This window comes from Streptomyces sp. NPDC001156 (assembly GCF_053598275.1).
This window is the reverse complement of record NZ_JBSFJX010000038.1, coordinates 41357-67006: the sequence shown is the minus strand read 5'-3', so window position 1 is coordinate 67006 and position 25650 is coordinate 41357. Positions and strand designations below refer to the sequence as shown.

The 25650-nt window shown below is 71.3% G+C and carries 21 protein-coding genes and 1 pseudogene; 7 read left to right on the top strand and 15 right to left on the bottom strand.

Annotated elements, in window-relative coordinates; translation table 11 throughout:
• Window positions 1–90: 90 nt before the first annotated feature.
• The 6 genes and pseudogenes from ACWDA7_RS20140 to ACWDA7_RS20115 form a co-directional block, all read right to left on the bottom strand.
• Window positions 91–1299: a glycosyltransferase gene (locus tag ACWDA7_RS20140; protein ID WP_450605614.1), complete on the bottom strand. Its 1209-nt coding sequence runs from the start codon at window positions 1297–1299 to the stop codon at window positions 91–93.
• A 342-nt stretch (window positions 1300–1641) separates the two neighbouring features.
• Window positions 1642–2786: pseudogene (locus ACWDA7_RS20135) on the bottom strand (serine hydrolase domain-containing protein).
• Window positions 2787–2878: 92 nt separating this feature from the next.
• The gene (locus ACWDA7_RS20130; RefSeq protein WP_450605613.1) at window positions 2879–4675 is read right to left on the bottom strand and encodes a TIGR03767 family metallophosphoesterase; all 1797 of its coding nucleotides are present in this window, start codon (window positions 4673–4675) and stop codon (window positions 2879–2881) included.
• Between the two features lie 210 nt (window positions 4676–4885).
• The gene (locus tag ACWDA7_RS20125; RefSeq protein WP_450605612.1) at window positions 4886–5365 is read right to left on the bottom strand and encodes an NUDIX hydrolase; all 480 of its coding nucleotides are present in this window, start codon (window positions 5363–5365) and stop codon (window positions 4886–4888) included.
• Window positions 5366–5374: 9 nt separating this feature from the next.
• Entirely contained in the window at window positions 5375–6262 is an 888-nt protein-coding gene (locus ACWDA7_RS20120; RefSeq protein ID WP_450605611.1) for a pyridoxamine 5'-phosphate oxidase family protein, read from the bottom strand.
• Between the two features lie 2 nt (window positions 6263–6264).
• Window positions 6265–6708 carry a VOC family protein gene (locus ACWDA7_RS20115; RefSeq protein WP_450605610.1) on the bottom strand — a complete coding sequence of 148 codons (444 nt, stop codon included), beginning with the start codon at window positions 6706–6708 and terminating at the stop codon, window positions 6265–6267.
• A gap of 134 nt (window positions 6709–6842) precedes the next feature.
• On the opposite strand from ACWDA7_RS20115, the gene ACWDA7_RS20110 reads away from it, so the two are divergent.
• On the top strand, window positions 6843–7382 hold the full coding sequence (locus ACWDA7_RS20110) for a CGNR zinc finger domain-containing protein (RefSeq protein WP_450605609.1): 540 nt from the start codon (window positions 6843–6845) through the stop codon (window positions 7380–7382).
• A gap of 255 nt (window positions 7383–7637) precedes the next feature.
• A complete protein-coding gene (locus tag ACWDA7_RS20105; protein ID WP_450605608.1) occupies window positions 7638–10940 on the top strand; it encodes a S8 family serine peptidase in 3303 nt (1100 codons plus the stop codon).
• Window positions 10941–11002: 62 nt separating this feature from the next.
• Here the strand turns inward: ACWDA7_RS20105 and ACWDA7_RS20100 are convergent, their stop codons facing one another.
• Both ACWDA7_RS20100 and ACWDA7_RS20095 read right to left on the bottom strand, forming a co-directional pair.
• Complete coding sequence (locus ACWDA7_RS20100) at window positions 11003–11833, bottom strand: hypothetical protein (protein WP_450605607.1); 831 nt, start codon at window positions 11831–11833, stop codon at window positions 11003–11005.
• 1 nt (window position 11834) lies between these two features.
• Window positions 11835–12374 (bottom strand): sigma-70 family RNA polymerase sigma factor, encoded by a 540-nt coding sequence (locus ACWDA7_RS20095; RefSeq protein ID WP_450605606.1) that lies wholly within the window; start codon window positions 12372–12374, stop codon window positions 11835–11837.
• A gap of 338 nt (window positions 12375–12712) precedes the next feature.
• Between ACWDA7_RS20095 and ACWDA7_RS20090 the strand changes: the two genes are divergently transcribed.
• Entirely contained in the window at window positions 12713–13729 is a 1017-nt protein-coding gene (locus ACWDA7_RS20090; protein WP_432927771.1) for an aspartate-semialdehyde dehydrogenase, read from the top strand.
• 57 nt (window positions 13730–13786) lie between these two features.
• Here ACWDA7_RS20090 and ACWDA7_RS20085 read toward each other — a convergent pair whose 3' ends face one another.
• Window positions 13787–14134, bottom strand: coding sequence for a type II toxin-antitoxin system PemK/MazF family toxin (locus tag ACWDA7_RS20085; RefSeq protein ID WP_450605605.1), 348 nt, complete (start codon window positions 14132–14134; stop codon window positions 13787–13789).
• A complete protein-coding gene (locus tag ACWDA7_RS20080; RefSeq protein ID WP_450605604.1) occupies window positions 14121–14351 on the bottom strand; it encodes a ribbon-helix-helix domain-containing protein in 231 nt (76 codons plus the stop codon). Before ACWDA7_RS20080 ends, ACWDA7_RS20085 begins: the two co-directional genes overlap by 14 nt.
• 100 nt (window positions 14352–14451) lie before the next feature.
• On the opposite strand from ACWDA7_RS20080, the gene pepN reads away from it, so the two are divergent.
• The gene (gene pepN, locus ACWDA7_RS20075; protein ID WP_450605603.1) at window positions 14452–17034 is read left to right on the top strand and encodes an aminopeptidase N; all 2583 of its coding nucleotides are present in this window, start codon (window positions 14452–14454) and stop codon (window positions 17032–17034) included.
• Here pepN and ACWDA7_RS20070 read toward each other — a convergent pair.
• Complete coding sequence (locus tag ACWDA7_RS20070; protein WP_450605602.1) at window positions 16997–18001, bottom strand: EamA family transporter; 1005 nt, start codon at window positions 17999–18001, stop codon at window positions 16997–16999. The two genes, pepN and ACWDA7_RS20070, sit on opposite strands and share 38 nt — an antisense overlap.
• 128 nt (window positions 18002–18129) lie before the next feature.
• Between ACWDA7_RS20070 and ACWDA7_RS20065 the strand changes: the two genes are divergently transcribed.
• Entirely contained in the window at window positions 18130–18687 is a 558-nt protein-coding gene (locus ACWDA7_RS20065; RefSeq protein ID WP_450605601.1) for a MarR family winged helix-turn-helix transcriptional regulator, read from the top strand.
• Window positions 18688–18980: 293 nt separating this feature from the next.
• Here the strand turns inward: ACWDA7_RS20065 and ACWDA7_RS20060 are convergent, their stop codons facing one another.
• The 3 genes from ACWDA7_RS20060 to ACWDA7_RS20050 all read right to left on the bottom strand — a co-directional run bounded on the left by ACWDA7_RS20060 (window position 18981) and on the right by ACWDA7_RS20050 (window position 21645).
• Window positions 18981–19220, bottom strand: a complete 240-nt coding sequence (locus ACWDA7_RS20060; protein WP_359400708.1) for a hypothetical protein — start codon at window positions 19218–19220, stop codon at window positions 18981–18983.
• A gap of 103 nt (window positions 19221–19323) precedes the next feature.
• Complete coding sequence (gene malQ / locus ACWDA7_RS20055; protein WP_450605600.1) at window positions 19324–21405, bottom strand: 4-alpha-glucanotransferase; 2082 nt, start codon at window positions 21403–21405, stop codon at window positions 19324–19326.
• Complete coding sequence (locus ACWDA7_RS20050) at window positions 21406–21645, bottom strand: hypothetical protein (RefSeq protein ID WP_359400702.1); 240 nt, start codon at window positions 21643–21645, stop codon at window positions 21406–21408.
• Between the two features lie 261 nt (window positions 21646–21906).
• On the opposite strand from ACWDA7_RS20050, the gene ACWDA7_RS20045 reads away from it, so the two are divergent.
• Window positions 21907–23307 (top strand): RNA polymerase sigma factor, encoded by a 1401-nt coding sequence (locus ACWDA7_RS20045; protein WP_450605599.1) that lies wholly within the window; start codon window positions 21907–21909, stop codon window positions 23305–23307.
• Between the two features lie 228 nt (window positions 23308–23535).
• Here ACWDA7_RS20045 and ACWDA7_RS20040 read toward each other — a convergent pair whose 3' ends face one another.
• Complete coding sequence (locus ACWDA7_RS20040; protein WP_331267001.1) at window positions 23536–24072, bottom strand: HNH endonuclease; 537 nt, start codon at window positions 24070–24072, stop codon at window positions 23536–23538.
• Between the two features lie 331 nt (window positions 24073–24403).
• Here ACWDA7_RS20040 and ACWDA7_RS20035 point away from each other — a divergent pair, with 331 nt between their 5' ends.
• A complete protein-coding gene (locus ACWDA7_RS20035) occupies window positions 24404–25498 on the top strand; it encodes a mechanosensitive ion channel family protein (protein ID WP_450605598.1) in 1095 nt (364 codons plus the stop codon).
• The last annotated feature ends 152 nt before the right edge of the window (window positions 25499–25650 follow it).

The window sequence follows — 25650 nt, the reverse complement described above, 5'->3', positions numbered from 1 at the left end:
GTCCCGGGCTGCGAGGGGCGGGGCGAGCCCGCCCCCGAGGCGTTAGGCATGTCCCGGCCCGGGTACCCGGCGGCTCGTGCACCGTGCCGGTCAGAGCGTCTCCGGCAGGGGTGGCTCCGGCAGTGCCTGCCGGACCCACTCCGTGTGCAGCTGGTCGATCAGCGCCGCGTATGAGGCGATCATGCGGGTGCGGCTGAACCGCTCACGGCTGTGTTCGAGGACGGGCGCGAGAGCCGGGCGGGCGGCCGCGGCGTCGGTCCAGGCCTGTGCGATCGCATCCGGGTCGGGCGGGGTGACGAAGCCGTGCCCAGCCACGATCAGCGCGCTGTCCCCCACGTCGGTGGCGACGGGCACCGCACCGCACATCATGCCCTCGATCAGGCACAGCGGCGCCGCCTCGCCCCAGGCGGAGGTCAGTGCCACCACGTCGGAGGCCGCGTAGACGGTCTCCATGTCGCGGCGGACGCCGAGCCGGTGGAGCCGGTCGGCGAGCCGCAGGTCCTCCCCGAAGGCCGCTTCGATGTCGTCCTGCAGCCCGGGCTGGCCCGCGGTCATACCGGCCCCGCACATCAGCACGTGCCCGTCGGGCTCGCTGCGCAGCCAGGCACGCGCGGCACGCAGGAACAGCGGAACGTTCTTCATGGCGTCGTATCGGGCCGCGAAGACGACGACCGGCGCCGCGTCCGGGATGCCGAGCGCGTCCCGCAGCTGGATCCGCCGGGCCGGGTCCGGCCGGAAGCGCAGCAGGTCGACGCCGTTGGGGATGACGTGCAGCACCTCGGCCGGGATCCCGGCGGCCTCGTAGGCGGCCCGGGTGGACTCGGCGCAGCAGACGCAGGCCACCACGGTGCCGTCGGCGATGGCGGCCTTCAGCTCGTCGAGCGCCGCGCCCTGGTTCTCCGGGTCGGAGCGGTGCAGGCTGACCACCACCGGCCGTCGGGGCAGGCCTCCCTGGTTGAGCAGGGCGAGCGGCTGCTCCTTGAGCGACAGGATGACGTCGGCATCCGCCATCGCCCTGGCCGTCGTCGCCAGCTCCGGCCCCGTGAACTGGGCCGGATCGGCGGTGACACCCCCGGGCAGGCCGAAGGTGCGGCCCAGGGACGTGACCTCGACGTCGGCCGCGGTCAGCGACCGGTAGCAGGCATCGTCCTCCATGGGCTGCCGGGTGGCCTCACGGAGCACCTCCCCGTGGAGGCTGAGCACACGGTGGTGCTGGCCGCCTTCCTGGAGTCCCAGGACGACGTCGGTGTGGAGGATCCGGGCACCCCCGGAGAAGAAGCCCTCGTAGACAGAGAGCACGTGCAGACCGTGCCTCAAGCGCACGCGACCACCCGCCTTGCACAAATATCGAACCATCCCCGTGAACAGCGGGTTGTCCGATATGAGGCGGCATAGATGTTTCAGGCAGATGAACTGCGTGTCTCATGTCCGGGGCGGATGCGTTTACACCGTAATTCGATGGTCTTGAATACGGTGGTCCCGGCTCCGCGGGATGGCCATGGGCGGACGACCGACCCGATCAAGGTGCCCGAGGCAGGACATTACACCCTCCCCGAGACACATCCCGACGGCCGCCCCCGGTCACGACCCGGAGGGAGGGCGGCGATCCCGGTGGAACGCCACCTCCCGCCGCGGGGCGGCTCAGTGGCCGCAGAACTCCGCCTCGATCACCGCGTCGGCGTCCCCCGACCAGTCGCCGTTGAAGTCGAAGGCGAGGGAGTGACGTCCGTCCGCCGTGGTGACCGCCGAGGACGTCGAGCCGTGGATGCCGCCGTCATGTCCCCAGACATGGACACCACAGCTCAGTTTCCGGTCGATCAGGCCGAGGCCGTAGCTCGCGTCCGGGTGGCCCTTGGCCGTGGTGGTCGTCTTCATCTCCTTCAGCTGCTCGGGCGGCAGCAGCCTGCCCGTCAGCAGGGCCGAGTAGAAGCGGATCAGGTCCGCGGAATCCGAGATCATCCCGCCCGCCGAGGACGCCATGGAGGGATTGAGGGCCGTGCCGTCGTACGTCGGGCCGGTCGTCGCCTCCGCGAGCTTGCCGTAGGCGCGGCTGCTCGGCTGCGGAACCGTGGTGCGCGTGCCGGGAAGCGCGGTGGCGCGCAGGCCGAGCGGGGCGATGACGCGGTCGTGGATCTCCCTGGCGTACGAGTGTCCCGTGACCCTTTCGATCACCATTCCGGCCAGGACGTAGTTCGTGTTGGAGTAGCTCCAGGAGGTCCCCGGGGTGAACTCCGGCTTGTGGGACATCGCGATGCGGACCAGGTCCTGCGGCGCGAGTGTGTCGTAGCGGTGCCGGAAGAAGCCGGCCTTGAGGAAGTACGTCCGGACGAAGCTGTCGTCGGCCGTGTAGTCGTAGACGCCGCTCGTGTGGTTCAGGAGCTGCCGGACGGTGATCCGGCGGCCGTCGTGGCCGTGGCCGCGGACCGCACCGGGCAGCCACTTGTCCACCCTGTCGTCGAGGGACAGCCGTCCCTCCGCCTCGAGTTGGAGCAGCACGGTCGACACGAACGTCTTGGTGATGTGCTGCCCACGCGGTAGCGGTCCTGCGTCGAGCGCAGCTTGCCGCTCCGCAGGTCGCCGATGCCCGAGGTCGCCTTCCATGTGCCGTGTCCGTCCCTGGCCGTGGCGGTCACGCCGGGGACGCCGGTCTTGACGGCGGCGTCCATCGCCTGCCGGGTCGCGCTGTGGCCGGCCGCCCACGAGGCGGCGGACGCCGGGGCGGTGAGGGCCGCCGCCGTGACGGCCGCCACCACCGCCGCTCCCGTCAGTCCCGTACGTACGGACATGTCTTCCCCCTTGCCGTCGATGGCCTTTGTCGGCGAGAGGGACCGCGTCGGGGAAGGCAGGGTTGCCGCTGCGAAAGGCAGTTGACCGCGTTTCAGCCCTTCTTCAGGACCAGTTCCGTGTTGCGGTCGACCGCGCCGCCCGCGAGGGTCATGTTCGCGCCGGGGGCGTTGAAGGCCAGCTCCCGGTAGAGCGCGGCCAGACCCGTCTGGGTGAGGTCGCCGAAGTCCGTGCGGTGCGGTGCCGCTGACTCGATGAGCGTAGTGAAGACCGAGAGCGTGCCGTCCTTGTTGTCCACCAGCTCGATGACGCGGGCGAGCTGGGGGTGGTCGACGTGCGAGGCGGTGGAGATCTCCCAGAAGGAGCGGCCGTCGGGCGCCGAGTGCGGGGTGATCACGTTCTTGTGGATATGGCCGTTGACCCAGGCCAGCACGTTCGGGTGGCTGCCGAGCAGGGCGATCACCTCGCTGCCGCTGTGGCGCCGTTCGCCGGGGTGGGCTGGATCGGGGCGGGTGTTGTCCATCGTCTTGCTGGTGTGGTGGCTGAAGACGACGGCGTACGAGTTCTTGTGGTCGCGCAGGGTCTTGTCCAGCCACTTCAACTGGGCCGTACCGATGGAGCCTTCGTAGTGGCCGCCCGCGTCGGTGGTGTCGAGGCTGATGCCGATGACGTCGTCGGAGATCCGGAAGGAGTAGTACTGGGTGCCGGCGTCGACGTTCGCCGTGGAGTAGCCGTGGCCGACCGGGCCGAGACCGGTGTAGGCCGGGTCGAGGTGGGCCTTGAGGTATTCGGCGGGGGTGTACGGAGCCCGCTTCTCGTCCGGGGTGACCGAGCGCATGTCGCGCGTGTGCGCCTTCAGCAGGTCACGGAACTGGACGCCCCTGGGGTCCTTGGCGTTCTTGATGGCGTCCTGGAGCTTCGTCGACTCCGCCGCGGACAGGCTCATCAGCTTCTTGCCGCCGATGGCGTACTCGGCGAGGTAGGGGTCGCCGTGCGCGTAGCAGCCGAGCGGCAGGGCGTCGTGGTTGCCGACCGTGGAGTACCAGGGCAGGTTGAGGCCGGGGCTGCGCACCTCGCGGATCGCAGCGGCCAGGAAGCCCTGGATGTGCGGGAAGCCGAGCTGCTTGTCGTCGTCGCGGACGGTCGTGTCGGGCTGCCAGTACAGCTTGAGACCACTGTTCTGGACGCCCTCGTAGTGCCGCGGGTCACCGGAGTCGGGCGTGAAGCGGCCACCGCTCATGATCTTCATGAACCACTCGAGTTCGGACTTGGCGTTGTTGTCCGTGTTGTCGCCGGTGGTCATGACGAAGCGGAGAGGAGCGCCGGTCACGGGGGCGCCGTGCAGCGAGTTGACCCGCTCGACCAGCGAGATCGCGCCCTGCACGGTCAGCGCCTCGTGGGGCCGCCAGGCGTGCTGGTCGGTGGAGCGCAGGTACTCAAGGCGCAGCGGGTGCTGGCTGTCGATCAGGTGCAGGTCGGTGAACTGCACGAACGCCGCAAGGGTGGTACGGCGTCCGTCGCGGCCCGCCTTGGGCGCGGCCAGCTCGCTGCGCACGACACGCTTCCAGCCGGGGCCGTCGCCCAGCCGGCGGTATCCGGAGGCGGTGCGCGGCGCGGCCACTCCGGCCAGCGTGGTGCCCGTCGTGTATGGGGCGGAAGACACGGCACGCGCCATGGCGGTCTCCCCGGTCGAGAGCGTTCGGGACTGGGCGAGGGGGTCGGCGACGGGGGCCTGCCCCACCCCGGTGCGGGCCGAGGCGCCGACGGCGTGGCCCTCCCCCGGTCGCAACGCGAGTCCGAAGCCCGCGGTGAGGGACGCCGCTCCGGCGGCGGCGAGCAGGGTGCGACGATGGAGTGCAGCCGCCGTGGCGACAGAGCGTATGCGCGACATGGCGCGGTCTCCCCGAGTGCGAACGCGACAGCAGTGACCGCAGGACGATCGCTGTTGCGAACTCCCGCTCACTCTGGATCGTTGGCACCAGGAATGACCTGGATGTTAACGAGGCGGCAACGCACAGCGCCGATCGCCGAACGTGGATCTTGGACCACCTTGCGCGTCCACGACACCTCCCCGGACGGCCGGGAGACGGTCACTCAGCGTTCATTTCCCGGGGTATCCGAAGCCGTCACCGGTGAGTGGAGGCCGGCCCGCCACGGGCCGTTGGCGCCACAGCTCGAGCCCCGTGTCCACGAGCCCGAGCCGCCGCAGTCCGGTGACGGCGGCGAGATCATGCCAGGCGGCCAGATCCGTGGAGCCGCCGACCTCGCTGCGGAGTTCGCCGCTGATGACACTGCCCTCGTAGACGAGCCGTACGGCGTGGTGGTCGACGGTACGGCCGAAACGCCCGCGCAGGCTGCGGCGGATCGAATCCACCCCGAGCAGCCCGGTGAGCTCTACGCGGTAGCCGGTCTCCTCCTCCACCTCTCGCAGGGTCGTGTCGTAGGGGTCCTCGCCGTGTTCCATGCCGCCGCCGGGCAGGGTCCACTCGGACGTGCCGCCGGGGCCCGGCATCCGGGCCAGCAGGAGCCGGCTGTCGCGAACGCAGATGGCGTAGGCCGCCACTCTCAGCTTCTTGCGCACCCAGGGACGTTAGCGCGCCGGGCCCGGATTGGCAGGGGAGTATGCGGGACGGGACCAGCGAAGTGGCACGGCGCCCCGCGTCTGGACGGCCTCCGACACGGCGAAACGGACACTTCGTTCGCCGTCGGCGCCGAACTCCGTCCGTGCCGCGCCCGAGAGCTGGAGTGCCGTCCCCGTCGTCCAGTCGAGGAACAGCAACCCCGCCCTGGGGTCGGCCGCCAGGTTGCCAAGGGTGAGGAACATGGAGTTGCCCGGGTAGTCGCGCCAGCTCAGTTCGCGGGGTGAAGCGGCCTGTACGAAGCCGGGGTTGCCGCCCCGGTGGCTCACATCGGCTCCGCGATCGTGGACGGTGGCGAGAAAGAACGTGTCAGACCGGCTGATGAACTCCCGCTGCGCGAGGGTCAGTCCACTGCTGCGGCACGGCTCCTGCGGCCGCCGGTCCCCCACCCACTCGTACGACTCCCTCTTCTGGAGGTACCGGGGGCAGTTGGAGAACACCTGGTCCGCCTCGATCGCCAGGCCGCCCGGGGCCGGACGGGACCGGCCGTTGAGGCGCATACGGCGGCGGGTGCGCGGGTCGAGGGCGATCGTGCCGACGTGAAGGCCGTCCACCGTCAGCGCCCGCGCCAGCGGATCGGCCGACGCGACTCCGCCCGCGACCGAGATCCGCCGCGGGCTCGTGGCCCGGACGAAACCCGGCTCTCCGGTCAGCGGCGACGCCCACACCGCGCCCCCGACCGGGTCGGCCGCGCCGATCACCAGCATCGGCTGGAGCGCCAGGAAGGCCGCGGCCACCGGCTTCAGGCTGTCGCCGACGGCCCGGCCCACATGGTCCGCCTGATCGCGGACGCCGAGCCGGTCCTGCAGTGCGCGCGAGCCTTCGTGATACATCCCCACTCCTAGAAGAAACCGCAGGTCGGGGCCGACGCATCCGGCGCGGGGGCGCCTTCGGCACCACGGGGCACGCTGATCTCCAGCCGCGTTCCGTCCGGGTCGTGGAAGAAGATGCCGCCGGACGCGGAGCCCTCACGGTGGGCGACCACGCCCTCGTAGGCGAACTCGACGCCGTATCCGCGCAGGGCCGTCTCGTACTCCCTGACCTGCTCGACCGTGTCCACCTCCAGCGCGAGATGGTGCAGTCCGGCGTGGCCCGGGTCGTACGCACCCTGCGCCTGCTGCCAGAGCGTGACCACCGGGCTCGGTCCTTCGCCCAGGAACGCGTACCTCCGGCCGTCCTCCTTGCCCTCGGCGAGCACCTGAAAGCCGAGGACGTCCCGATAGAAGGCGAGCGAGCGATCGAGGTCGGTGACGTTGAGGCCGATGTGGCCGGTGCGCAGTGACATGGGGGGTCTCCTCGGTCCATGGCAGCCCAGAGAGGGTAACCGCTGAAGACGACGTTAGAGGTTAGAATGGGGCAACGTCAACCGGTCACGTACCCTTGAGCGGTTAGTACAGGTCAGCAGTCGAGGAGCAGCCGATGCCCGCCACCCGTGATCCGCGCCCGCTCACCGGCGAGCCGCTCGCGCTCGACCTCCTGAACACCCGATGGATGGACGAGGGCGCCGTCCAGGACCTGCTCACCGACACCGACGGCCTCGCGGTATGGCTCGCCGCCCACGGGCTCGACGGATTCACCGCCGGGGACGCGGCCCTGCGCAACACGCTCCGGGCGCGTGACGCCCTGAAGGCAGCGGTGGACGGCCCGCCGGAAGAAGGGGCGGCCCTCGTCAACGCCGTGCTCGAGCACGGGCGCATCCGGCCCACCCTGGACCCCCAGGGGCCCGGCGAGCGCGCCGAGTTCGACGACCCGGACTGGGGTCCCGCCTGGCTCGCCGCCCGCAACTACCTGGAACTGCTGACCGCCGCCCCGGACCGGATCCGCGGCTGCGCGCACGACGCCTGCATCCTGCATTTCTTCGACACGTCACGGAACGGCACCCGCCGCTGGTGCTCCATGGCGGCATGCGGCAACCGCGCGAAGGCGTCCCGTCACTACGCGCGCACACGCGAGGGATGAGACCCGCGACTTACTCGTGTAGACACACAGTCCACTCACAGGAATGTCCCGTCCTGGGCGACTAAGTCCCCGATGGCGTATGGCGGGATCACGCCATGACTCCATCCCGCCACGGTCAAGCCTCCCCAAACAACCATCCCTTGGGTAAAGCTGAGCGGTCTTCCGGACCCGAAATCCGGACGACTGCGGTCTGAACCGCGCCACCTTCAGGTTCCGGCCGCACCACCCTCGTTCCTTTACCTACAAGGGATGCCGATGACTGAGCCTCACCGCGCCCCGATATCCGGCGCGAGACGCGTGCTCCGGATAGCCGTCGCCACGGGTCTCGTGGCCGCGCTCTCCGCGGCCGGGCCGATACCCATGGCCTTCTCTGCCGACCATCAGCCCGCCTCCGCCGACCCGACGGTCAAGTCCGCCGCCGCCAAGCTCGGTCCGGACGACGCGGAACTCCTCGCCGACGCCAAGGCGGACGGCGCGAAGAACGTCACGATGATGATCGCGACCGCACCGGGGCAGACCGAGCAGGTCGCCGGGGAGCTGAACGCGGTCAAGGGCGGCTCCGTCGGCCGCGCCTACGACAAGCTCGGCTACGTCCGCGCCACCGTCCCGACGGCCAAGGCCGACTCGGCCATCGCGGCCGCCGCGAAGCTGCCCTCGGTGCACGCCATCGACCTGCGGCAGGAGATCCCGCTCGACGACCCGTCGCCGAGCGCGGACACCGCCAAGGGAGCGGCGAACAGCGGCACGGTCACCTACACCGGCCCGAACAAGAACACGCCCGCCAAGAACCCGTACAACCCGTCCTTCGAGACGGGTGCCGTCGACTTCGTCAAGGAGCACCCGAAGGCCGACGGCCGGGGCATCACCATCGGCATCCTCGACTCGGGCGTGGACCTCGGTCACCCGGCGCTGCAGAAGACCACCACGGGCGAGCGGAAGATCGTCGACTGGGTCACCTCAACCGACCCGATCCTCGACGGCGACACCACCTGGCGTCCGATGGTCACCCCGGTCTCCGGGCCTACCTTCACCTACGGCGGCAAGACCTGGACGGCGCCGGCGGGCTCGTACGACGTCAGCATCTTTCGGGAGTCCGCCACCGCGGGCGGCGACGCCGCCGGCGACGCGAACCGCGACGGCGACACCACCGACTCCTGGGGCCTGCTCTACGACCCGGCGGCCGGCACGGTCCGCGTCGACCTGAACAACAACGGCGACTTCACCGACGACACGCCGATGAAGCCGTACAAGGACGGCTACCAGGTCGGCTACTTCGGCACCGACAACCCGGCGACCGACGTCGTCGAGCGGCAGCCCTTCGTCGTGCAGATCCGCAAGGACGTGCCGATGGACCCCTACGGCGGGCCCTGGGTCGGCCAGAAGGCCGACTTCGTCAACATCGGCGTCATCGAGTCCGAGCACGGCACGCACGTCGCGGGCATCACCGCCGCGAACGGCCTGTTCGGCGGCAAGATGAGCGGTGCGGCCCCGGGCGCGAAGATCGTCTCCTCCCGCGCCTGCACCTGGACCGGCGGCTGCACCAACATCGCGCTCACCGAGGGCATGATCGACCTCGTCGTCAACCGCGGCGTCGACATCGTCAACATGTCGATCGGCGGCCTCCCGGCGCTCAACGACGGCAACAACGCGCGCGCCGAGCTCTACACGCGCCTCATCGACACCTACGGCGTCCAGCTGGTGATCTCCGCGGGCAACTCCGGCCCCGGCGCCAACACCATCGGCGACCCCGGCCTCGCGGACAAGGTGATCTCGGTCGGCGCGGGTATCTCCAAGGAGACCTGGGCCGCCAACTACGGCTCCCAGGTGGACACGGATTACTCGCTGATGCCCTTCTCCTCGCGCGGTCCGCGTGAGGACGGCGGCTTCACGCCGACGCTCGTCGCGCCCGGTGCCGCGATCAACTCCACCCAGACCTGGCTGCCGGGCTCCCCGGTCGCCGAGGCGGGCTACTCGCTGCCGGCCGGCTACTCCATGCTCCAGGGCACCTCGATGGCCTCCCCGCAGGCCACGGGCGCCTCGGCGCTGCTCCTGTCGGCCGCCAAGCAGAAGGGCATCGACCTGACGCCCGCGAAGCTGCGCACGGCCCTCACCTCGACGGCCGACCACATCCCGGGTGCTCAGGCGTACGAGGAAGGCGCGGGCAGGATCAACATCGTCGACGCCTGGGACGCGATCCGCGACGACGCCACCTCGCACGACTACATGGTGAAGGCCCCGGTCGACACCGCGATCGACTTCGCGCTGAAGACCCCGGGCTTCGGCACCGGCCTGTACGACCGCGAGGGCGGCCTCAAGGCCGGTGACAAGAAGACGTACGACATCACGATCACGCGTACGTCCGGCCCGGACAAGGCGCTCCGCCACGAGCTGCACTTCGCGAACAACTACGACCGCACCTTCCGCCTGCTCGGCTCCGACGAGGTGAAGCTGCCGCTGAACCAGCCGGTGACCGTCCAGGTCCAGGCGTCGCCGACGGCCGCGGGCATCAAGAGCGCGATCCTGGAGGTCGACGACCCGAGCACCGTGGGCGTCGACAAGCAGATCCTCACCACGGTCGTGGTCTCGACCCCGGTCAAGTACACCTACTCGGCCAAGAGTTCGGTGCAGCGCAACAGCACCCGGTCCTACTTCGTGACCGTGCCCGAAGGCGCGAAGTCGCTGGAGGTCGCGATCGGCGGGCTGAAGGACAAGAGCCAGACCCGGTTCATCGCGATCCACCCGTACGGCGTTCCGGTCGACAACACCTCGACCCCGTTCTGCTACAACAACTACCTCGACGGCAACGGCTGCAAGCCCGACGTGCGCTCGTACGCGGACCCGCAGGCCGGTGTCTGGGAGATCGAGGTCGAGGCGCGCCGGACGTCCCCGCTGCTCGACAACCCGTACAAGCTCGACGTCAGCGTCCTCGGCGCGACCTTCGACCCGGAGACCGTGACCGTGCCCGAGGCCAAGGTCGGCACCCCGGCCACCGCCTCCTGGAAGGTGACGAACGGCTACGCGGCCCTCGACGGCAAGCTCAAGGGCGGCCCGCTCGGCTCCTCGAAGACGGCACGGCCGACCATCAAGGGCGGCGAGACCCAGACCAGCACCGTCGAGGTGCCCGCAGGCGCCACGTCGCTGGACGTGGCCATCGGCAATGTCTCCGACACGGCCGCCGACCTCGACCTGACGGTCTACGACGCGAGCGGCCAGCAGGTCGCCCAGTCCGCCGACGGCGACTCCGAGGAGTCGGTGCACATCGCCTCGCCCGCCGCCGGCACCTACACCATCGAGGTCGCGGGCTACTCGGTCCCGTCCGGCTCGACGGCGTACGACTACCGCGACGTGTTCTACTCCCCCTCGCTCGGCCAGGTGACGGTCGACGAGTCGGCGCCGGTGAAGCTCGGCACGGGTGACACCGCGATGGTGTCCGGCTCGGTCACGGCGGCCGCGGCCGCTCCCGAGGGCCGGGAGTTCTTCGGCCAGGTCCAGCTCGTCAACGCGCGCGGCACCGTCGCGGGCGTGGGCAACGTGAAGATCGAGAAGGTCACGCCGTAGTACATGGCACGGCGGTGAGGGCGGGCGTCCGTACGGGCGCCCGCCCTTCGTCGTCGCAGAGGTCAGGAAGGCCCGTCGGACGGCAGGCCGGAGGGGCACGCGGTGTGCAGGGAGCCGGGCAGCGCTCCGGTGATCCAGGCACGGTTCGCGGCGACGCGCTCGCCGCCCACGGCCCACAGGGTCGGCCCGTCCGCGCCCTGCGGGATGCGGATCAGCACATGCTGGCCCCGGCGCGGCTGCGGCTCGGCCCCGCGATCGAGGAGGAAGGTGACACGGGCCGGGCCGTGGTCGGGCCGGTAGTACCGCGTGACGGTCAGAACCACCCGGATCCGGGGATCGCCGAGCGGTCCCACCTCGGCCACCGTCCCCTCCACGACGAGCCGGGAGCACGCGACTTCCCGCTCGGGATCGGACGGTACCGGCCCGTCGCCGTCCGTCTTGCCGGCCGCGCCCGCGCTCTTGGAGGCGACGTCGGCACTGCCCTTGCTGTCGCTCTGCGACCCGCTGAGCGACAGGAGCCGGCCCAGCCCGACGACGACCGCCAGGGCCGCCACGGCCGCGAGCGAGCCGAAGGCGATGCGCAGGGCACGGCCCCGGCGCGCACGCCGCACCGGACGGGGGACGTGCGGGAAGTCCCGGTCGGTGACTCGCCCCGCCTCGTCCGGCGCGGCGTCCTTCCGGGAGGCCCGTACGGCGGCCGGCGACGACGCCTCGCCCGGCGGCGCCGCCAGGGCGTCGCCGATGATCCCCAACTGCTCCCGCAGCACCGCCACATCGGCCAGTGCCGCCCGGTGCCCCGCCATGAACTCGGCGTCGGCCCGCGCGGCGTCGGGCAGCGGCTCGCCCGTGATCGCGGCCATCAGCGCGTCAACGCCGTCGTACTCGGCGGCCACGTCACACCACCTCGTCCTCGTGCAGACGGTCGCGCAGCGCGCGGACCGCCGAGTGGAGCCTGCTCTTGACCGTGCCCTCGGGAATGCCGAGCTCCTCCGCGATCCCCCGGACGGGCAGATCGGCGTAGAAGCGCAGCACGAGGACCTGACGCTGGGCATCGGGCAGCTCGTCCAGGCCCTGGGCCACGGCGAGCCGGAGGAGACGGGAGTCCTCGCCCGGAGCGTGCTCCGGCTGCCGCAGGGAGGCCAGCCGCTCACCGAGCCGCTCCTGGCGGCGCTTGGCCCGGTGCCAGTCCATCGCCAGGTTCGAGGCGACCACCGCCGCCCACGCCGAGACGTCCCGCGGTGCCTCCCGGCCGCTCGCGGCCCGCTCCAGCAGCCGCAGGCGGACCTGCTGCACCCCGTCCGGCAGGTCCGCCTGCGGCACCCCGCCGAGCGCGAGCACCGCCCGCACCCGCCGTTCCTGAGCCGCGTCCAGGGGGTCGTCCACCGCATGGTCCGCCCCCGGCCCGCGGCGGGCCATTCTGCGCAGCACAGCCACCCCTCCCCTTGCGCGTTTCCCCTACGACGCCGCAGCGGGCCGAAACGTTCGGCCGGTTTCCGCGGCAGAGGGCAGAGGCGTACGTCACACCGTCGTATGGGCCCGGAGGCGGTGGGCAGGCACCCGGCGGCACAGCTTGTCGCGCGGAGCCTTCGCGGGATGAATTTCTCCAGCTCAGCGGGGGGGAGGCAGGAGGTCCGCAACCGGCGTCCGCGCCGTCACGTCCCATTCCTCGGGCACACAGCGCAAAGAATTGGACAGGCGGCCAGGGGTCGGCCGCATGATGGAGAAGCCTCGGCCGAGCAGCACACACGTAAAGACACGCAGAGGGAGTCGCCGTGAGGGTCGGAATCGTCGGAGCCACCGGTCAGGTCGGCACGGTCATGCGCAGGATCCTCGTGGAACGGAACTTCCCGGTCACAGAGCTGCGCCTGTTCGCCTCGGCCCGTTCGGCGGGGACGGTCCTCGACGGTGTGACGGTGGAGGACGCGGCGAGTGCCGACTACACCGGCCTGGACATCGTGCTGTTCTCCGCGGGCGGCGCGACCTCGAGGGCGCTGGCCGAGAAGGTCGCCTCGCAGGGCGCCGTCGTGATCGACAACTCCTCGGCCTGGCGCAAGGACCCGGACGTGCCCCTCGTGGTCTCGGAGGTGAACCCGCACGCGGCCGTGAACCGCCCCAAGGGCATCATCGCCAACCCGAACTGCACGACGATGGCCGCGATGCCCGTGCTCAAGCCGCTGCACGAGGAGGCCGGCCTGGAGGCGCTGGTCGTCGCCACCTACCAGGCGGTCTCCGGCTCGGGCCTCGCGGGCGTCGCGGAGCTGCACGGCCAGGCCCAGAAGGTGGTCGCCGACGCCGACAAGCTGACCCACGACGGCGAGGCGGTCGACTTCCCCGAGCCGCAGGTCTACAAGCGCCCGATCGCCTTCAACGTGGTGCCCTTCGCGGGCAACCTGGTCGACGACGGCCTGAACGAGACCGACGAGGAGCAGAAGCTCCGCAACGAGTCGCGCAAGATCCTGGAGATCCCCGGGCTGAAGGTCTCCGGCACCTGCGTCCGCGTCCCGGTCTTCTCCGGGCACTCCCTCCAGGTCAACGCCCGCTTCGCGCGTCCGCTGCCGGTGGAGCGCGCCACGGAGCTGCTGGCCGGTGCCCCGGGCGTGGCGCTCTCCGACATCCCGACCCCGCTCCAGGCGGCCGGCAAGGACCCGGCGTACGTGGGTCGCATCCGGCGCGATGAGACCGTGGAGAACGGCCTGGCGCTGTTCATCTCCAACGACAACCTGCGCAAGGGCGCGGCGCTCAACGCGGTGCAGATCGCGGAGCTGGTGGCGGCGGAGCTGAGCGAGTAACCAGCGGCACGAAGACGGGGCGTCCACCGGTGACCGGTGGACGCCCCGTCTTCGTGTTCAGAGCGCCAGATGCCGCCGTAGCGCGGCGTCGATCTCGGCCAGGCGCCGGCGCGGAACCGTGCCGATCGGCCGCAGCAGCCTCTCCGCGGCGAGGGCGCGTACTTGCTCGCACTGCACCTTGGAGTCCTTCGCAAGGCCGCACTCCTCTGCCGGCAGCAGGACCTGAAACGGGTAGACGCGGGAGGTGTTCGTCGTCAGCGGCACCAGCGTGACGACGCCGCGGCCGGTTCGCTCCACGGCCGCGTTGGCACCGTTGTTCGAGACGATCACCGCCGGGCGCGCCTTGTTGGCCTCGCTGCCGCGCGTGGGCTCATAGTCGACCAGGTAGATGTCACCGCGCTTCATCAGCGAGCCCGTCCCCCGAGAACTGGTCCCAGAACCCGGCGTCCTCGCTCCCCTCCCACTCGGCGAAAGCCTCCACGTACTCCTGCTCCAGCTGTGCTTGCCGCAGCAGTTCGATCGCGGTGTGTATCACGGCCGACCGGGACTCGGCGTCGGTGCGCGCTGCGTACTCGTCGACGAAGGCGACATCCTCCTGCGGCAGGCTCACACTGATCTTCATACGCTTGATGCTACCAGCGGTAGGAACGTAAAGGCTACCGCAAACCGAGGCCTGCTCATGGAAGGATGGCGCAACCCACACATAACGAGGAGATGACCGCGTGCCTGGCACAAACCTGACTCGCGAAGAGGCACAGCAGCGGGCGAAGCTGCTCACCGTTGACTCGTACGAGATCGATCTCGACCTCTCCGGCGCGCAGGAGGGCGGAACCTACCGGTCCGTGACCACGGTGCGCTTCGACTCCGCCGAGACCGGCGCGGAGTCGTTCATCGACCTGGTGGCCCCGGCCGTCCACGAGGTCACCCTGAACGGCGACCCGCTCGACCCCGCCGAGGTCTTCAAGGACTCGCGGATCGCGCTCCCCGGCCTCCTCGAGGGCCGCAACGTGCTCCGCGTGGTCGCCGACTGCGCGTACACCAACACCGGCGAGGGCCTGCACCGCTTCGTCGACCCGGTCGACGAACAGGCCTACCTCTACACCCAGTTCGAGGTCCCGGACGCCCGCCGCGTCTTCGCCTCCTTCGAGCAGCCGGACCTCAAGGCCACCTTCCAGTTCACCGTGAAGGCGCCCAGCGGCTGGACCGTCATCTCCAACTCGCCCACGCCCGAGCCCAAGGACGACGTCTGGGTCTTCGAGCCGACGCCGCGGATCTCGACGTACATCACGGCGCTGATCGTGGGCCCGTACCACTCGGTGCACAGCGTGTACGAGAAGGACGGGCAGTCCGTCCCGCTCGGCATCTACTGCCGGCCCTCCCTCGCCGAGTTCCTCGACTCGGACGCGATCTTCGACGTGACCCGGCAGGGCTTCGACTGGTTCCAGGAGAAGTTCGACTACGCGTACCCGTTCGAGAAGTACGACCAGCTCTTCGTGCCCGAGTTCAACGCGGGCGCGATGGAGAACGCCGGTGCGGTGACCATCCGCGACCAGTACGTCTTCCGGTCCAAGGTGACGGACGCGGCGTACGAGGTGCGGGCGGAGACCATCCTGCACGAGCTGGCCCACATGTGGTTCGGCGACCTCGTGACCATGGAGTGGTGGAACGACCTGTGGCTGAACGAGTCGTTCGCCACCTACACCTCCATCGCGTGCCAGGCGTACCACCCGGCGTCCCGCTGGCCGCACTCCTGGACCACGTTCGCCAACTCCATGAAGACCTGGGCGTACCGGCAGGACCAGCTGCCGTCGACCCACCCGATCATGGCCGAGATCAACGACCTGGACGACGTCCTCGTCAACTTCGACGGCATCACCTATGCCAAGGGCGCCTCGGTCCTCAAGCAGCTCGTCGCCTACGTCGGCATGGACGAGTTCTTCCGCGGCGTGCAGGCGTACTTCAAGCAGCACGCGTTCGGCAACACGCGCCTGACCGACCTGCTGGGCGCCCTGGAGGAGACCTCCGGCCGCGATCTGAAGACCTGGTCGAAGAAGTGGCTGGAGACGGCCGGTATCAACGTCCTGCGTCCCGCTATCGAGACGGACGAGAACGGCGTCATCACCTCCTTCGCCATCCGCCAGGAGGCCCCGGCGCTCCCGGCCGGCGCGAAGGGCGAGCCCACCCTGCGTCCGCACCGCATCGCGATCGGCCTGTACGACCTGGACGAGGGCACCGGCAAGCTGGTGCGCACCGAGGACGGCCGGATCGAGCTGGACGTCGACGGCGAGCTGACCGCCGTACCGCAGCTGGCCGGACGACGCCGGCCGGACGTGATCCTGCTGAACGACGACGACCTCTCGTACGCGAAGGTCCGACTGGACGAGAAGTCCCTCGCGTTCGTCACCGAGCACCTCGGCGACTTCGAGTCGTCGCTGCCGCGTGCCCTGTGCTGGGCCTCGGCCTGGGACATGACGCGGGACGCGGAGCTGGCGACCCGCGACTACCTCTCCCTGGTGCTGTCGGGCATCGGCAAGGAGTCCGACATCGGCGTCGTGCAGTCGCTGCACCGCCAGGTGAAGCTCGCGATCGACCTGTACGCCGACCCGTCCACGCGCGAGGCGCTGCTGACCCGGTGGACGGACGCCACCCTCGCCCATCTGCGCTCTGCCGAGCCGGGCAGCGACCACCAGCTGGCGTGGGCGCGCGCCTTCGCGGCGACCGCCCGTACGCCGGAGCAGCTCGACCTGCTGGAGGGCCTCCTGGACGGTTCGCAGACCGTCGAGGGTCTGGCCGTCGACACCGAGCTGCGCTGGGCGTTCGTGGAGCGGCTGGCGACGGTGGGCCGCTTCGACGAGACGGAGATCGCCGGCGAGCTCGGGCGGGACAAGACGGCGGCCGGTGAGCGGCACGCCGCCACCGCCCGCGCCGCGCGCCCGACCCCGGAGGCCAAGGCGGAGGCCTGGGCCTCGGTCGTGGAGTCCGACAAGCTGCCGAACGCCGTGCAGGAGGCCGTGATCGGCGGCTTCGTCCAGACCGACCAGCGCGAGCTGCTCGCCCCCTACACCGACAAGTACTTCGAGTCGGTCAAGGGCGTCTGGGACTCCCGCTCGCACGAGATGGCCCAGCAGATCGTGGTCGGCCTCTACCCATCGATCCAGGTCTCCGAGGACACGTCGGCCAAGACCGACGCGTGGCTGGCCGCCGCCGAGCCGTCCCCGGCACTGCGGCGTCTGATCCTGGAGTCGCGGGCGGGCATCGAGCGCGCGCTCAAGGCGCAGGCCGCGGACGCCGCCGCGCAGCGGTAGGAAGGGTGAGGGCGCCCGGCCTGTGCCGGGCGCCCTTCGCCGTACTCAGGCGCCGTTGGCGCTGGCCGTCGTCCGTGGCCGCGCTCGTCCTGACGAGGCCTGCCGGTGCGGCGGCGGCACGCGAACGGAGCTGACCGAGGACCGTCGCTCCGAACGCCAGCGCCATGCCGGAGAGTTGGACGGGAGTCAGCGCCTGGCCGAGCGCCGTCCAGCCGACGACGGCGGCCGTCAGCGGGGAGAGCGGCCCGAGAAACGTGACCTGGGTGGCGCTGAGGCGCCCGATACCCCGGAACCACAGCCAGTAGGCGACCGCCGTGTTCGCCAGCGCCAGATAGAGGTAGCCGCCGACGGCCGACCCGTCGAGCGCGGGCGGCGCCCCCTCCACGAGCAGGGCGATCGGCGCGATCAGCACCCCGCCCGCGGTCAGTTGCCAGCCGGTGAGCGCCAGCGGCCCGACACCGTCCGGGCGACCCCAGCGCTTGGCCAGCACGGTACCGACGGACATGGACGCGGTGGACGCGAGCGCGGCGAGGACACCGACCGGGTCCAGGGCACCGGCCGCCTTCAGGACGACGAGGCTGACGCCGAGGGCCGCGGCCACACCCGCCAGCAGCGTACGAGCGGCCGGCCGTTCGCCGAGCAGCAGCGCGGAGAGCCCCGCCACGAAGAGCGGGCCGACCGACCCGACCACGGCCGCCATCCCGCCGGGCAGCCGGTAGGCGGAGAGGAACAGCAACGGGAAGAAGGCGCCGATGTTCAGCGCGCCGAGCACCGCCGCCTTCCACCACCAGGCGCCGCGCGGCAGCGCCCGCCCGAGCGCGAGCAGCACCAGCCCGGCGGGCAGCGCGCGCATGAGTCCGGTGAACAAGGGGCGGCCATCCGGCAGGAACTCGGTGGTCACGGCGTATGTGGTGCCCCAGGAGACAGGGGCGAGGGCGGTGAGCAGGACGGTGGCGTACCGCTTCATGACGGGCTCCGTTCCACAGGCAGGGGGCCGCGACGGAGCCCCCGTTCACTCCAATTAGCTTACTTCTAAGCTACTTTTAAGCAAGCTACTTTCTTGCGAGCGACCGAGACGGGGCGGATACTCTCTCCATGGCCAAGGACAACCGCGAGGGCAACGGCGCGGCCGGGGGCGAGGGCGAGGCCCCCAGGGATCCCGTCGACGCGATCATCGGGCAGTGGGCCGGCGTGCGGCCCGATCTCGACACCGCCGGGATGGAGGTCTTCGGGCGCATCTTCCGGCTGTCGCGCACGATGGGCGACCGGATGGAGAAGGCGTACGCACCGTTCGGCATCTCGCGCGGCGAGTTCGACGTCCTGGCGACCCTGTGCCGGTCCGGCGAGCCGTACACGCTCGCGCCGCGCCAGCTCTCGGCGTCCCTGATGCTCACCACGGGAGGGATGACCGGCCGCCTGGACAAGCTCGAGCGGGCGGGACTGCTGCGCCGCTCACCCGATCCGCACGACCGGCGCGGACTCCAGGTGACGCTCACGGAGCGGGGGTTGCGGCTGATCGACGAGGCAGTGGGCGCGGGCCTCGTCCTCCAGACCGAGGCGCTGAGCTCTCTGAATCCCCAGCAGGCGGCCCAACTGGCCGAGCTGCTACGTCAGTTGCTCGCCGGTACGGTCGGCTCCGGCCCGTCGAGCTGATCAGCTCCGCCCCGGTCCCGCCGGGGCATCCGGTGCCCGGCGAGGTACTCCCCGTGCCGCGGGCAGGGCCGCCTGCGCCGAAGCATCACCCCGGGCAGCATGACGTCGTTTGCAGCCGAACGAGTGAACCGGATGCATCCCCCGGCCCGCCACCTCATGGGTGACAGACGTCGAGGGAGTCCACGCGCCGCACGGTGTCGTACGGGTGCGCGGACTCCCTCGACGGAAGTGCGAGAAGGATTCGGTCAGGGCGATGACCCGGGCGGACCGGGCCCACCGCTTCGGGAGCGGCGTCAGCCCTGCTTGGCCTGCTTGCGGGTCTTGTCCGTGATCATGACCAGACCGGCGATCACCCCGAACAGCACAAGCGGCGCCAGCACGAAGAGCCCCAGCGTCTCGGCCACGCTCAGGCCCGTGCCGGGGTCGTCGCCGTCGTCGCGGGTCAGCGCGAGCGCAGGGGACGACATGAGCAGCATCATCAGCGTCGTACCGGCGGCCAGGGCGCCGGCGCGCAGGGCGTTCTTCTTGTCCACGGTGCCAAACTAGCGAACGCCCGATCGGTCCGCGCGCCCGGGGTGGGCTACGGGCCCTGGGATGCGACACCGGCCCGGCGACGCGGCACGGGCCGGGTCCCGGTCAGCCGCCCCTTCCCCGCATCACGTCCACCAGCGCGTACAGCCGCGGTGAGGCCGCCAGATCCTCCAGCGACAGCGGGTGGCCCTCCGCGTCCGCTATCGGCAGCCGCCAGTTCGGGTACTCGTCCCAGGTGCCCGGCAGGTTCTGCGGGCGGCGGTCGCCCACCGCGTCCGGGAGCCATACCCCGACCAGCCGGGCGGGCGTGCGCAGCAGAAAGCGGTGGACGGCCTGGATCTCCCTCTCCTCCGATACCGTCGAGACCCCTCCGCTGGCCCCCTTCAGCATCCCCAGCCGGGAGAGCAGGGCGAGCCACTCACCGGTGTCGGCGGCCGCAGCGGCCCGCTCCTGGTCGAGCGGGCGCGCCAGCAGCCCGAGCCGGTCGCGCAGTTCCACGTGTTCGCCGGTGAGCCGGGCGGCGGTCGGTGGCAGGTCATGGGTGGTGGCGGTGGCCAGGCAGTCTGCCCGCCAGCGCTCGGGCGGCAGCGGTCGCCCGGTGCCCTCCCAGTCGCGTTCGAACCACAGGACGGACGTACCGAGCACGCCGCGCTCGTGGAGCGCCTCGCGCACTCCGGGCTCCACCGTCCCGAGGTCCTCGCCGATGACCAGGGCCCCGGCCCGCGCTGCCTCCAGGACCAGGACGGCGAGCATGGCCTCGGCGTCGTACCGGACGTAGGTGCCCTCGGTGGGCGGCTGTCCCTGCGGCACCCACCAGAGCCGGAACAGGCCCATGACATGGTCGATGCGCAGGGCGCCCGCGTGCCGCAGCAGGGCACGAAGCAGCCGGCGGTAGGGGGCGTAGCCGGAGGCGGCGAGACGGTCGGGGCGCCACGGGGGCAGGCCCCAGTCCTGGCCGCGCGCGTTGAAGGCGTCCGGCGGCGCGCCCACCGACATCCCGGCCGCGAGGTACTCCTGCTGGGCCCAGGCGTCGGCGCCGCCCGGGTGCACGCCGACGGCGAGGTCGTGGATCAGACCGACGGCCATCCCCGCGTCGCGCGCGGTGCGCTGGACGGTGCCGAGCTGGGCGTCGGTCAGCCAGGCGAGCTTGCTGTGGAAGTCGACGCGGTCCATCAACTCGGCGCGCGCACGCGCGGTCTCGGGCGAGCGCGGATCGCGCAGCCGGGGGGCCCAGCTGTGCCAGTCCGAGCCGTAGACCTCGGCGAGCGCGGACCAGGTGGCGTGGTCCTCCAGCACCTCGCCCTCCTGGGCGAGGAAGTCGGCGTAGGCGGCACGGCGTCCGGGGCCGAGAGGGACGGCGTGGATGAGTTCGAGCGCCTCGCGCTTGATCTCCCACACGGCATCGCGGTCGATCAACTGGCCCTTCTCGAGGACCGATTCCCGCGCCCCGGCGGCTCGCTCCAGCAGCATGCGCAGGCGGTCCTGGTCCTCGACGTACGGGAACTCGGGCACCTCCTCGACACGCAGGTGCACGGGGTCCGGGAAGCGGCGGGAGGAGGGACGGTACGGGGACGGGTCGGTGGGGGCGCCCGGTACGGCCGCGTGCAGAGGGTTGACCTGGACGAACCCCGCGCCGAGCGCCCGACCGGCCCAGGCGGTCAGCTCGGCGAGGTCGCCGAGGTCGCCCATGCCCCAGGAGCGGCGGGAAAGCAGGGAGTACAGCTGGACGAGCAGTCCGTAGGAGCGGGCCGGCGGCGCGGGCAGCCGGGCGGGCGCGGCGACGAGATGGGCGTCGGCGGTGCGTCCGTCGGGTGCGGTGACGCGTAAGGCGTGGACGCCGGGTGGGAGTTGTTCGGCCGAGGCCCGCGTCTCGCCCTGTTCGGTCTCGATGCGCAGCCGGGTGCCCTTCGGCAGGGAGGCCAGCGCGGCGGGCGGCTGTCCGCCCCAGCAGACCACGGTCGGCGGCAGCAGCCGCTCCCGCAGTTCGGTCTCGCGCGCGGCGAGGGCGCTGCGTACGACCTCCGGTGTGCTCGCGTCCACGCCGAGTGCGGCCAGCGCGGCGGTGACGGCGGTGTCCGACGCGGCGACCGTGCGGTCCGGGGAGGGGCGGTAGGAGGTGGCGACGCCGTGCAGCGCGGCGAGCCGGGCCAACGGCGTCCCGTCGGGCGCGGGGTCGGCCGGCGTCATCTAGTACCCCGTGGGGTCCGGGCCGGCGGCCGCGGGCTCGCTGGTCAGAGGCGTCAGGTCGGCGAGCGGAGGTTCGCTGGTCAGGGGCTCGGCGTCGGGCAGCGGCGGTTCACTGGTCAGCGGCGCCTCGGCACAGGCGCTTTCGGCGCTGAGGACGCACAGCAGGAAGTCGGGGTCGGCGGACGGTTCCGCGTCGCGTTTGGACAGGGCCGGGAGCAGGGGGTGTGCCGGTGCGGCCACGAGGGCCTCCTTGTCGTCGTACGACGGATGCGGGCGAGAGCAGGCCTACCCAGTGGGCGCGTCCGCAGACGTACGAGGACGAACAACGTGGCACTGCTCACATTTCGTCCCCGTACACCTCACCCAAGAGGGGCAAAGCGCCACAACAGCCACTCCCGCCGGCACTCTAACGAGAGGAACGGCAAGTCCGGCGCTTCTTTCGACGCTCACCACCGCCCCGGGTGCCGAACCGGCGACTCCGGCGGGACCGATAGAGGGGGTGTGAGACTGTTCCGCCCCATGGGGGGCCACCGGGAGAAGGACACGGACGCGGCCTTGCTGCGCGCCGTCGCGGACGGCGACTCGACCGCGATGGCCACGCTCTACGACCGGCACGCGGGCTGGCTGCACGCGCGGCTGACGCGCCGCTGCGCCGATCCCGAAGTGGTGCGGGAAGTGCTGCAGGACACCTCTTTGACCGGTTCCGCCAGGCGCTGGCAGGGCGGCTGGGACGAGACGGCGGCGCAGCTGCACAACGCCTTGCTGGTCGTCGTCCCGCTCGCGGTGGCCGCCGGTTGCCGGCAGGGCGGGCGGGAACGGCGGCGGCACACCGAGGAGTTGTGGCGGACGGCCGCACGGGGACCGCTCGTCCGGTTCCTGGCCTCGGCGCTGCCGATCGGGCTGTGGATGGCCGCCGGGTACCTGATGGCGGCGGCCCTGGCCCTGCTGGCCACCTGGCCCTATGCCCAGGGCGGCCGCCCCTGGCCGATCGCGCTGCCGGGCGATGCGGTGGCGCTGGCGGCCGCCGCGCTGATCGGTCAGGTCGTCGGCCGGCTGGTGCCCTCGCGGCTCGCGGCTCCGCTGCTGGCCGTGGCCAGCTACCTCGGTCTCGGCTTCGCGCTGGACCGCTTCGGCTTCTGTCGCTCGCTCAATCCGGCCTTCCCGGTCCCGGACACCTGGGTACCGGTGTGGTGGCAGCCGGTGGCGATGGCGGTGTGGGCAGGCGGTCTCGCGGCGGCCGCGGTGCTGGTGCACACCCTCCGCCGCCGGTCCACGGCCCTGCTGCCGCTGGCCGTCGCCACGGCCGCGGGAGCACTGCTGGTGCAGACCGGGGACGGGCTGTGGCACGACGACCCGGTCGCCCGGCGGCAGGTGTGCGACACGTCCACCACGCCCGCCGTCTGTGTGAATACCCGCTACGCCGGACTGCTCCCGCAGGTCACGGATGCCCTGTCGGGCATCACCGGCCGGCTCAAGGGCGTACGGAACCTGCCCGTCCGATGGGAGGACCACCCGGGTTCGCCCCGGCCCGACGAGGCGGAACTGCCGATGGTCACGCCGTTCGGGCGGTCGGTCGTACGGGGGCGGCTGACCGACCCGCAGCAGTACGCGTGGGAGGCGGTGGCGGCGCTGCGGCTGCGCGGCGACTGCCGGGAGAGGACGAACGCACGCGTGCTCCGGGCGGACGACGCGGTGGAGAACTATCTAGCGCCCAACCCGCTGCGGAAGGCCTTCGACGACGAGGACGCCCGGGGCGACGAAGCCCATCGTGCGGAGCTGAGGAAGCGCCGCGCGGCCCGGGCCCGTCTGGCGGCGATGGACGAGGAGGAGCGCCGCGTCTGGCTGTCCGCCTATTTCGCGGCCCGGGGCGCCTGCGACGTGGGCGGGGTACCGGAGCTGTGACGGGCCTCCGGGACCCCCGCCTGGGACCCCGCGGTAGCCGGAGGCGGGCGACCACCTAGGCCCCGGCCCAGGTCGGACGGTCACGGTGTGGGCGCGGGGCGGCCACGGTCGGTGCGGCTAGGGTCGGGCGGCGGGCGCTTCACGTCGTACGTCGTGGTGCTCAGCCGGAAGGGCCCCGTGGCCATGAGTGCCACGGGGCATGCCCCGGGTATGCAAAAGCCCGGATCGTCAGGCTGAAATGCCGTCGATCCGGGCCAAGGCGTCGTCCGCGCCGTACGGCTGCAGGTATGGCAGCCAGCGCGGGTCCCTATGCCCGGTTCCGATGATGCGCCAGGCGAGCCCGGTCGGCGGCGCCGGTTTGTGACGCAGCCGCCAGCCCAGCTCGAAGAGATGCCGGTCGGCCTTGACGTGGTTGCAGCGGCGGCAGGACGCCACCACGTTGTCCCAGACGTGCTGACCACCGCGGCTGCGCGGAATGACGTGGTCGACGCTGGTTGCGACGCCACCGCAATACATGCACCGGCCGCCGTCACGTGCGAAGAGCGCGCGCCGGGTAAGAGGAACGGGCCCCCGGTAGGGAACCCGAACGAATCGCTTCAGCCGGACCACGCTCGGTGCGGGGACAGTGACGGTTGCGCTGTGCATGAAGGCGCCGGACTCCTCGAGGCAGATGGCCTTGTTCTCGAGGACGAGGACGAGCGCGCGGCGGAGCGGTACGACGCCGAGTGGCTCGTACGACGCATTGAGGACCAGGACATGCGGCACGGATGCCTCCTTGTACGCCGGCGGCGCGTGGCTCGCGCCGGGACGATCTGCAGTCAGTTTCCCCTCATGCCTGGTGGAAGCGCCACCATGTCCCGGTAACGGGCTGGGAGTGTTTTCGACCACACCCGATGCATCCCCCGTTGCGCACCCCTTTACTTCCCCAGGTGAGCACGGTCTCTCCGCGGAACATCGGCACGATCCCCACGCGATGCCCCGTTAGTGTGGTGCCCTGCCCTTCCGGTGACCCTTCCGTGACCTCGATGGCCCCGATGGCCCTGCCCACCTTGACCGCCCGCACCGGAGGCAGACGCTGCACCAGGAGGTACCTGCCGTGTCCCTGCCCGCGCTATCGGCCGCCGGCGTCACCCCGTATCCGTCGCCCTCGCAGACGACGTCTCCAGCGGTCCCCACGTTCCAGGACGCCCAGGAGAGCGCGAACAACGCCGCCAGCTGGGTCGAGCAGAACTGGTCCACGTGGCTCGCCATCGGCCTGCGGGTTCTGCTGATCCTGGTGATCGCGGCGGTACTGAGAGTGGCGGTGCGGCGGGCGATCACCAAGCTGATCGACCGGATGAGCCGCACGGCCGAGGCGGTGGACGGGACGGCCCTCGGCGGGCTGCTGGTGAACGCGGAGCGCCGCCGGCAGCGCTCGCAGGCGATCGGCTCGGTGATGCGGTCGGTGGCGTCGTTCATGATCATAGGTACGGCCGCGCTGATGGTCCTGGGGAGCTTCCAGATCAACCTGGCGCCGCTCCTGGCGTCCGCCGGTGTGGCGGGCGTGGCGATCGGTTTCGGTGCGCGCAACCTGGTGACGGACTTCCTGTCCGGCGTGTTCATGATCCTGGAGGACCAGTACGGCGTTGGCGACACCATCGACGCGGGGGTGGCCTCCGGCGAGGTGATCGAGGTCGGCCTGCGGGTGACGAAGCTGCGCGGCGTGGGCGGCGAGATCTGGTACGTCCGCAACGGCGAGGTCAAGCGCATCGGCAACCTCTCCCAGGGCTGGGCGACGGCCGGGGTCGACGTGACCGTCCGCTCCGTCGAGAACCTGGACCGGGTGAAGTCGACCCTGGACGCGGTGGCGGAGCGGATGAGCAAGGACGAGCCGTGGAACGAGCTCCTGTGGGGCCCGATCGAGGTGCTCGGGCTGGACAGCGTGCTGCTGGACTCGATGGTCGTCCGCGTCTCGGCGAAGACGATGCCGGGCAAGGCTCTGGCAGTGGAGCGCGAGCTGCGCTGGCGCATCAAGCTGGCCTTCGACGAGGCGCACATCCCCATCGTCGGCGGCCTGCCAGCCGAGCCGGGGCCGCAGCCCCCGATCGATCCGACTGCGGTGGTGGCGGCGCCGTCGGTCCTCTCGAATCCCGAGTCCCCGCAGGCGCAGGCGGCGTCTCCGATCGTGCCGCCACGGCCGGCGACGAGGTGACAGGTCGTATGTAAGAGGCGGCGTCCGGATGCTCCGGGCGCCGCCTCTTGGCGTGTACGAGAGGGCGGAACGGTTCGGCACGCTCGTTCGAGTGAACGGAACGACTTTGCAGGTCAGCGGCCCGACCGGATCGTCGCAAGGCGTCCAGGTCG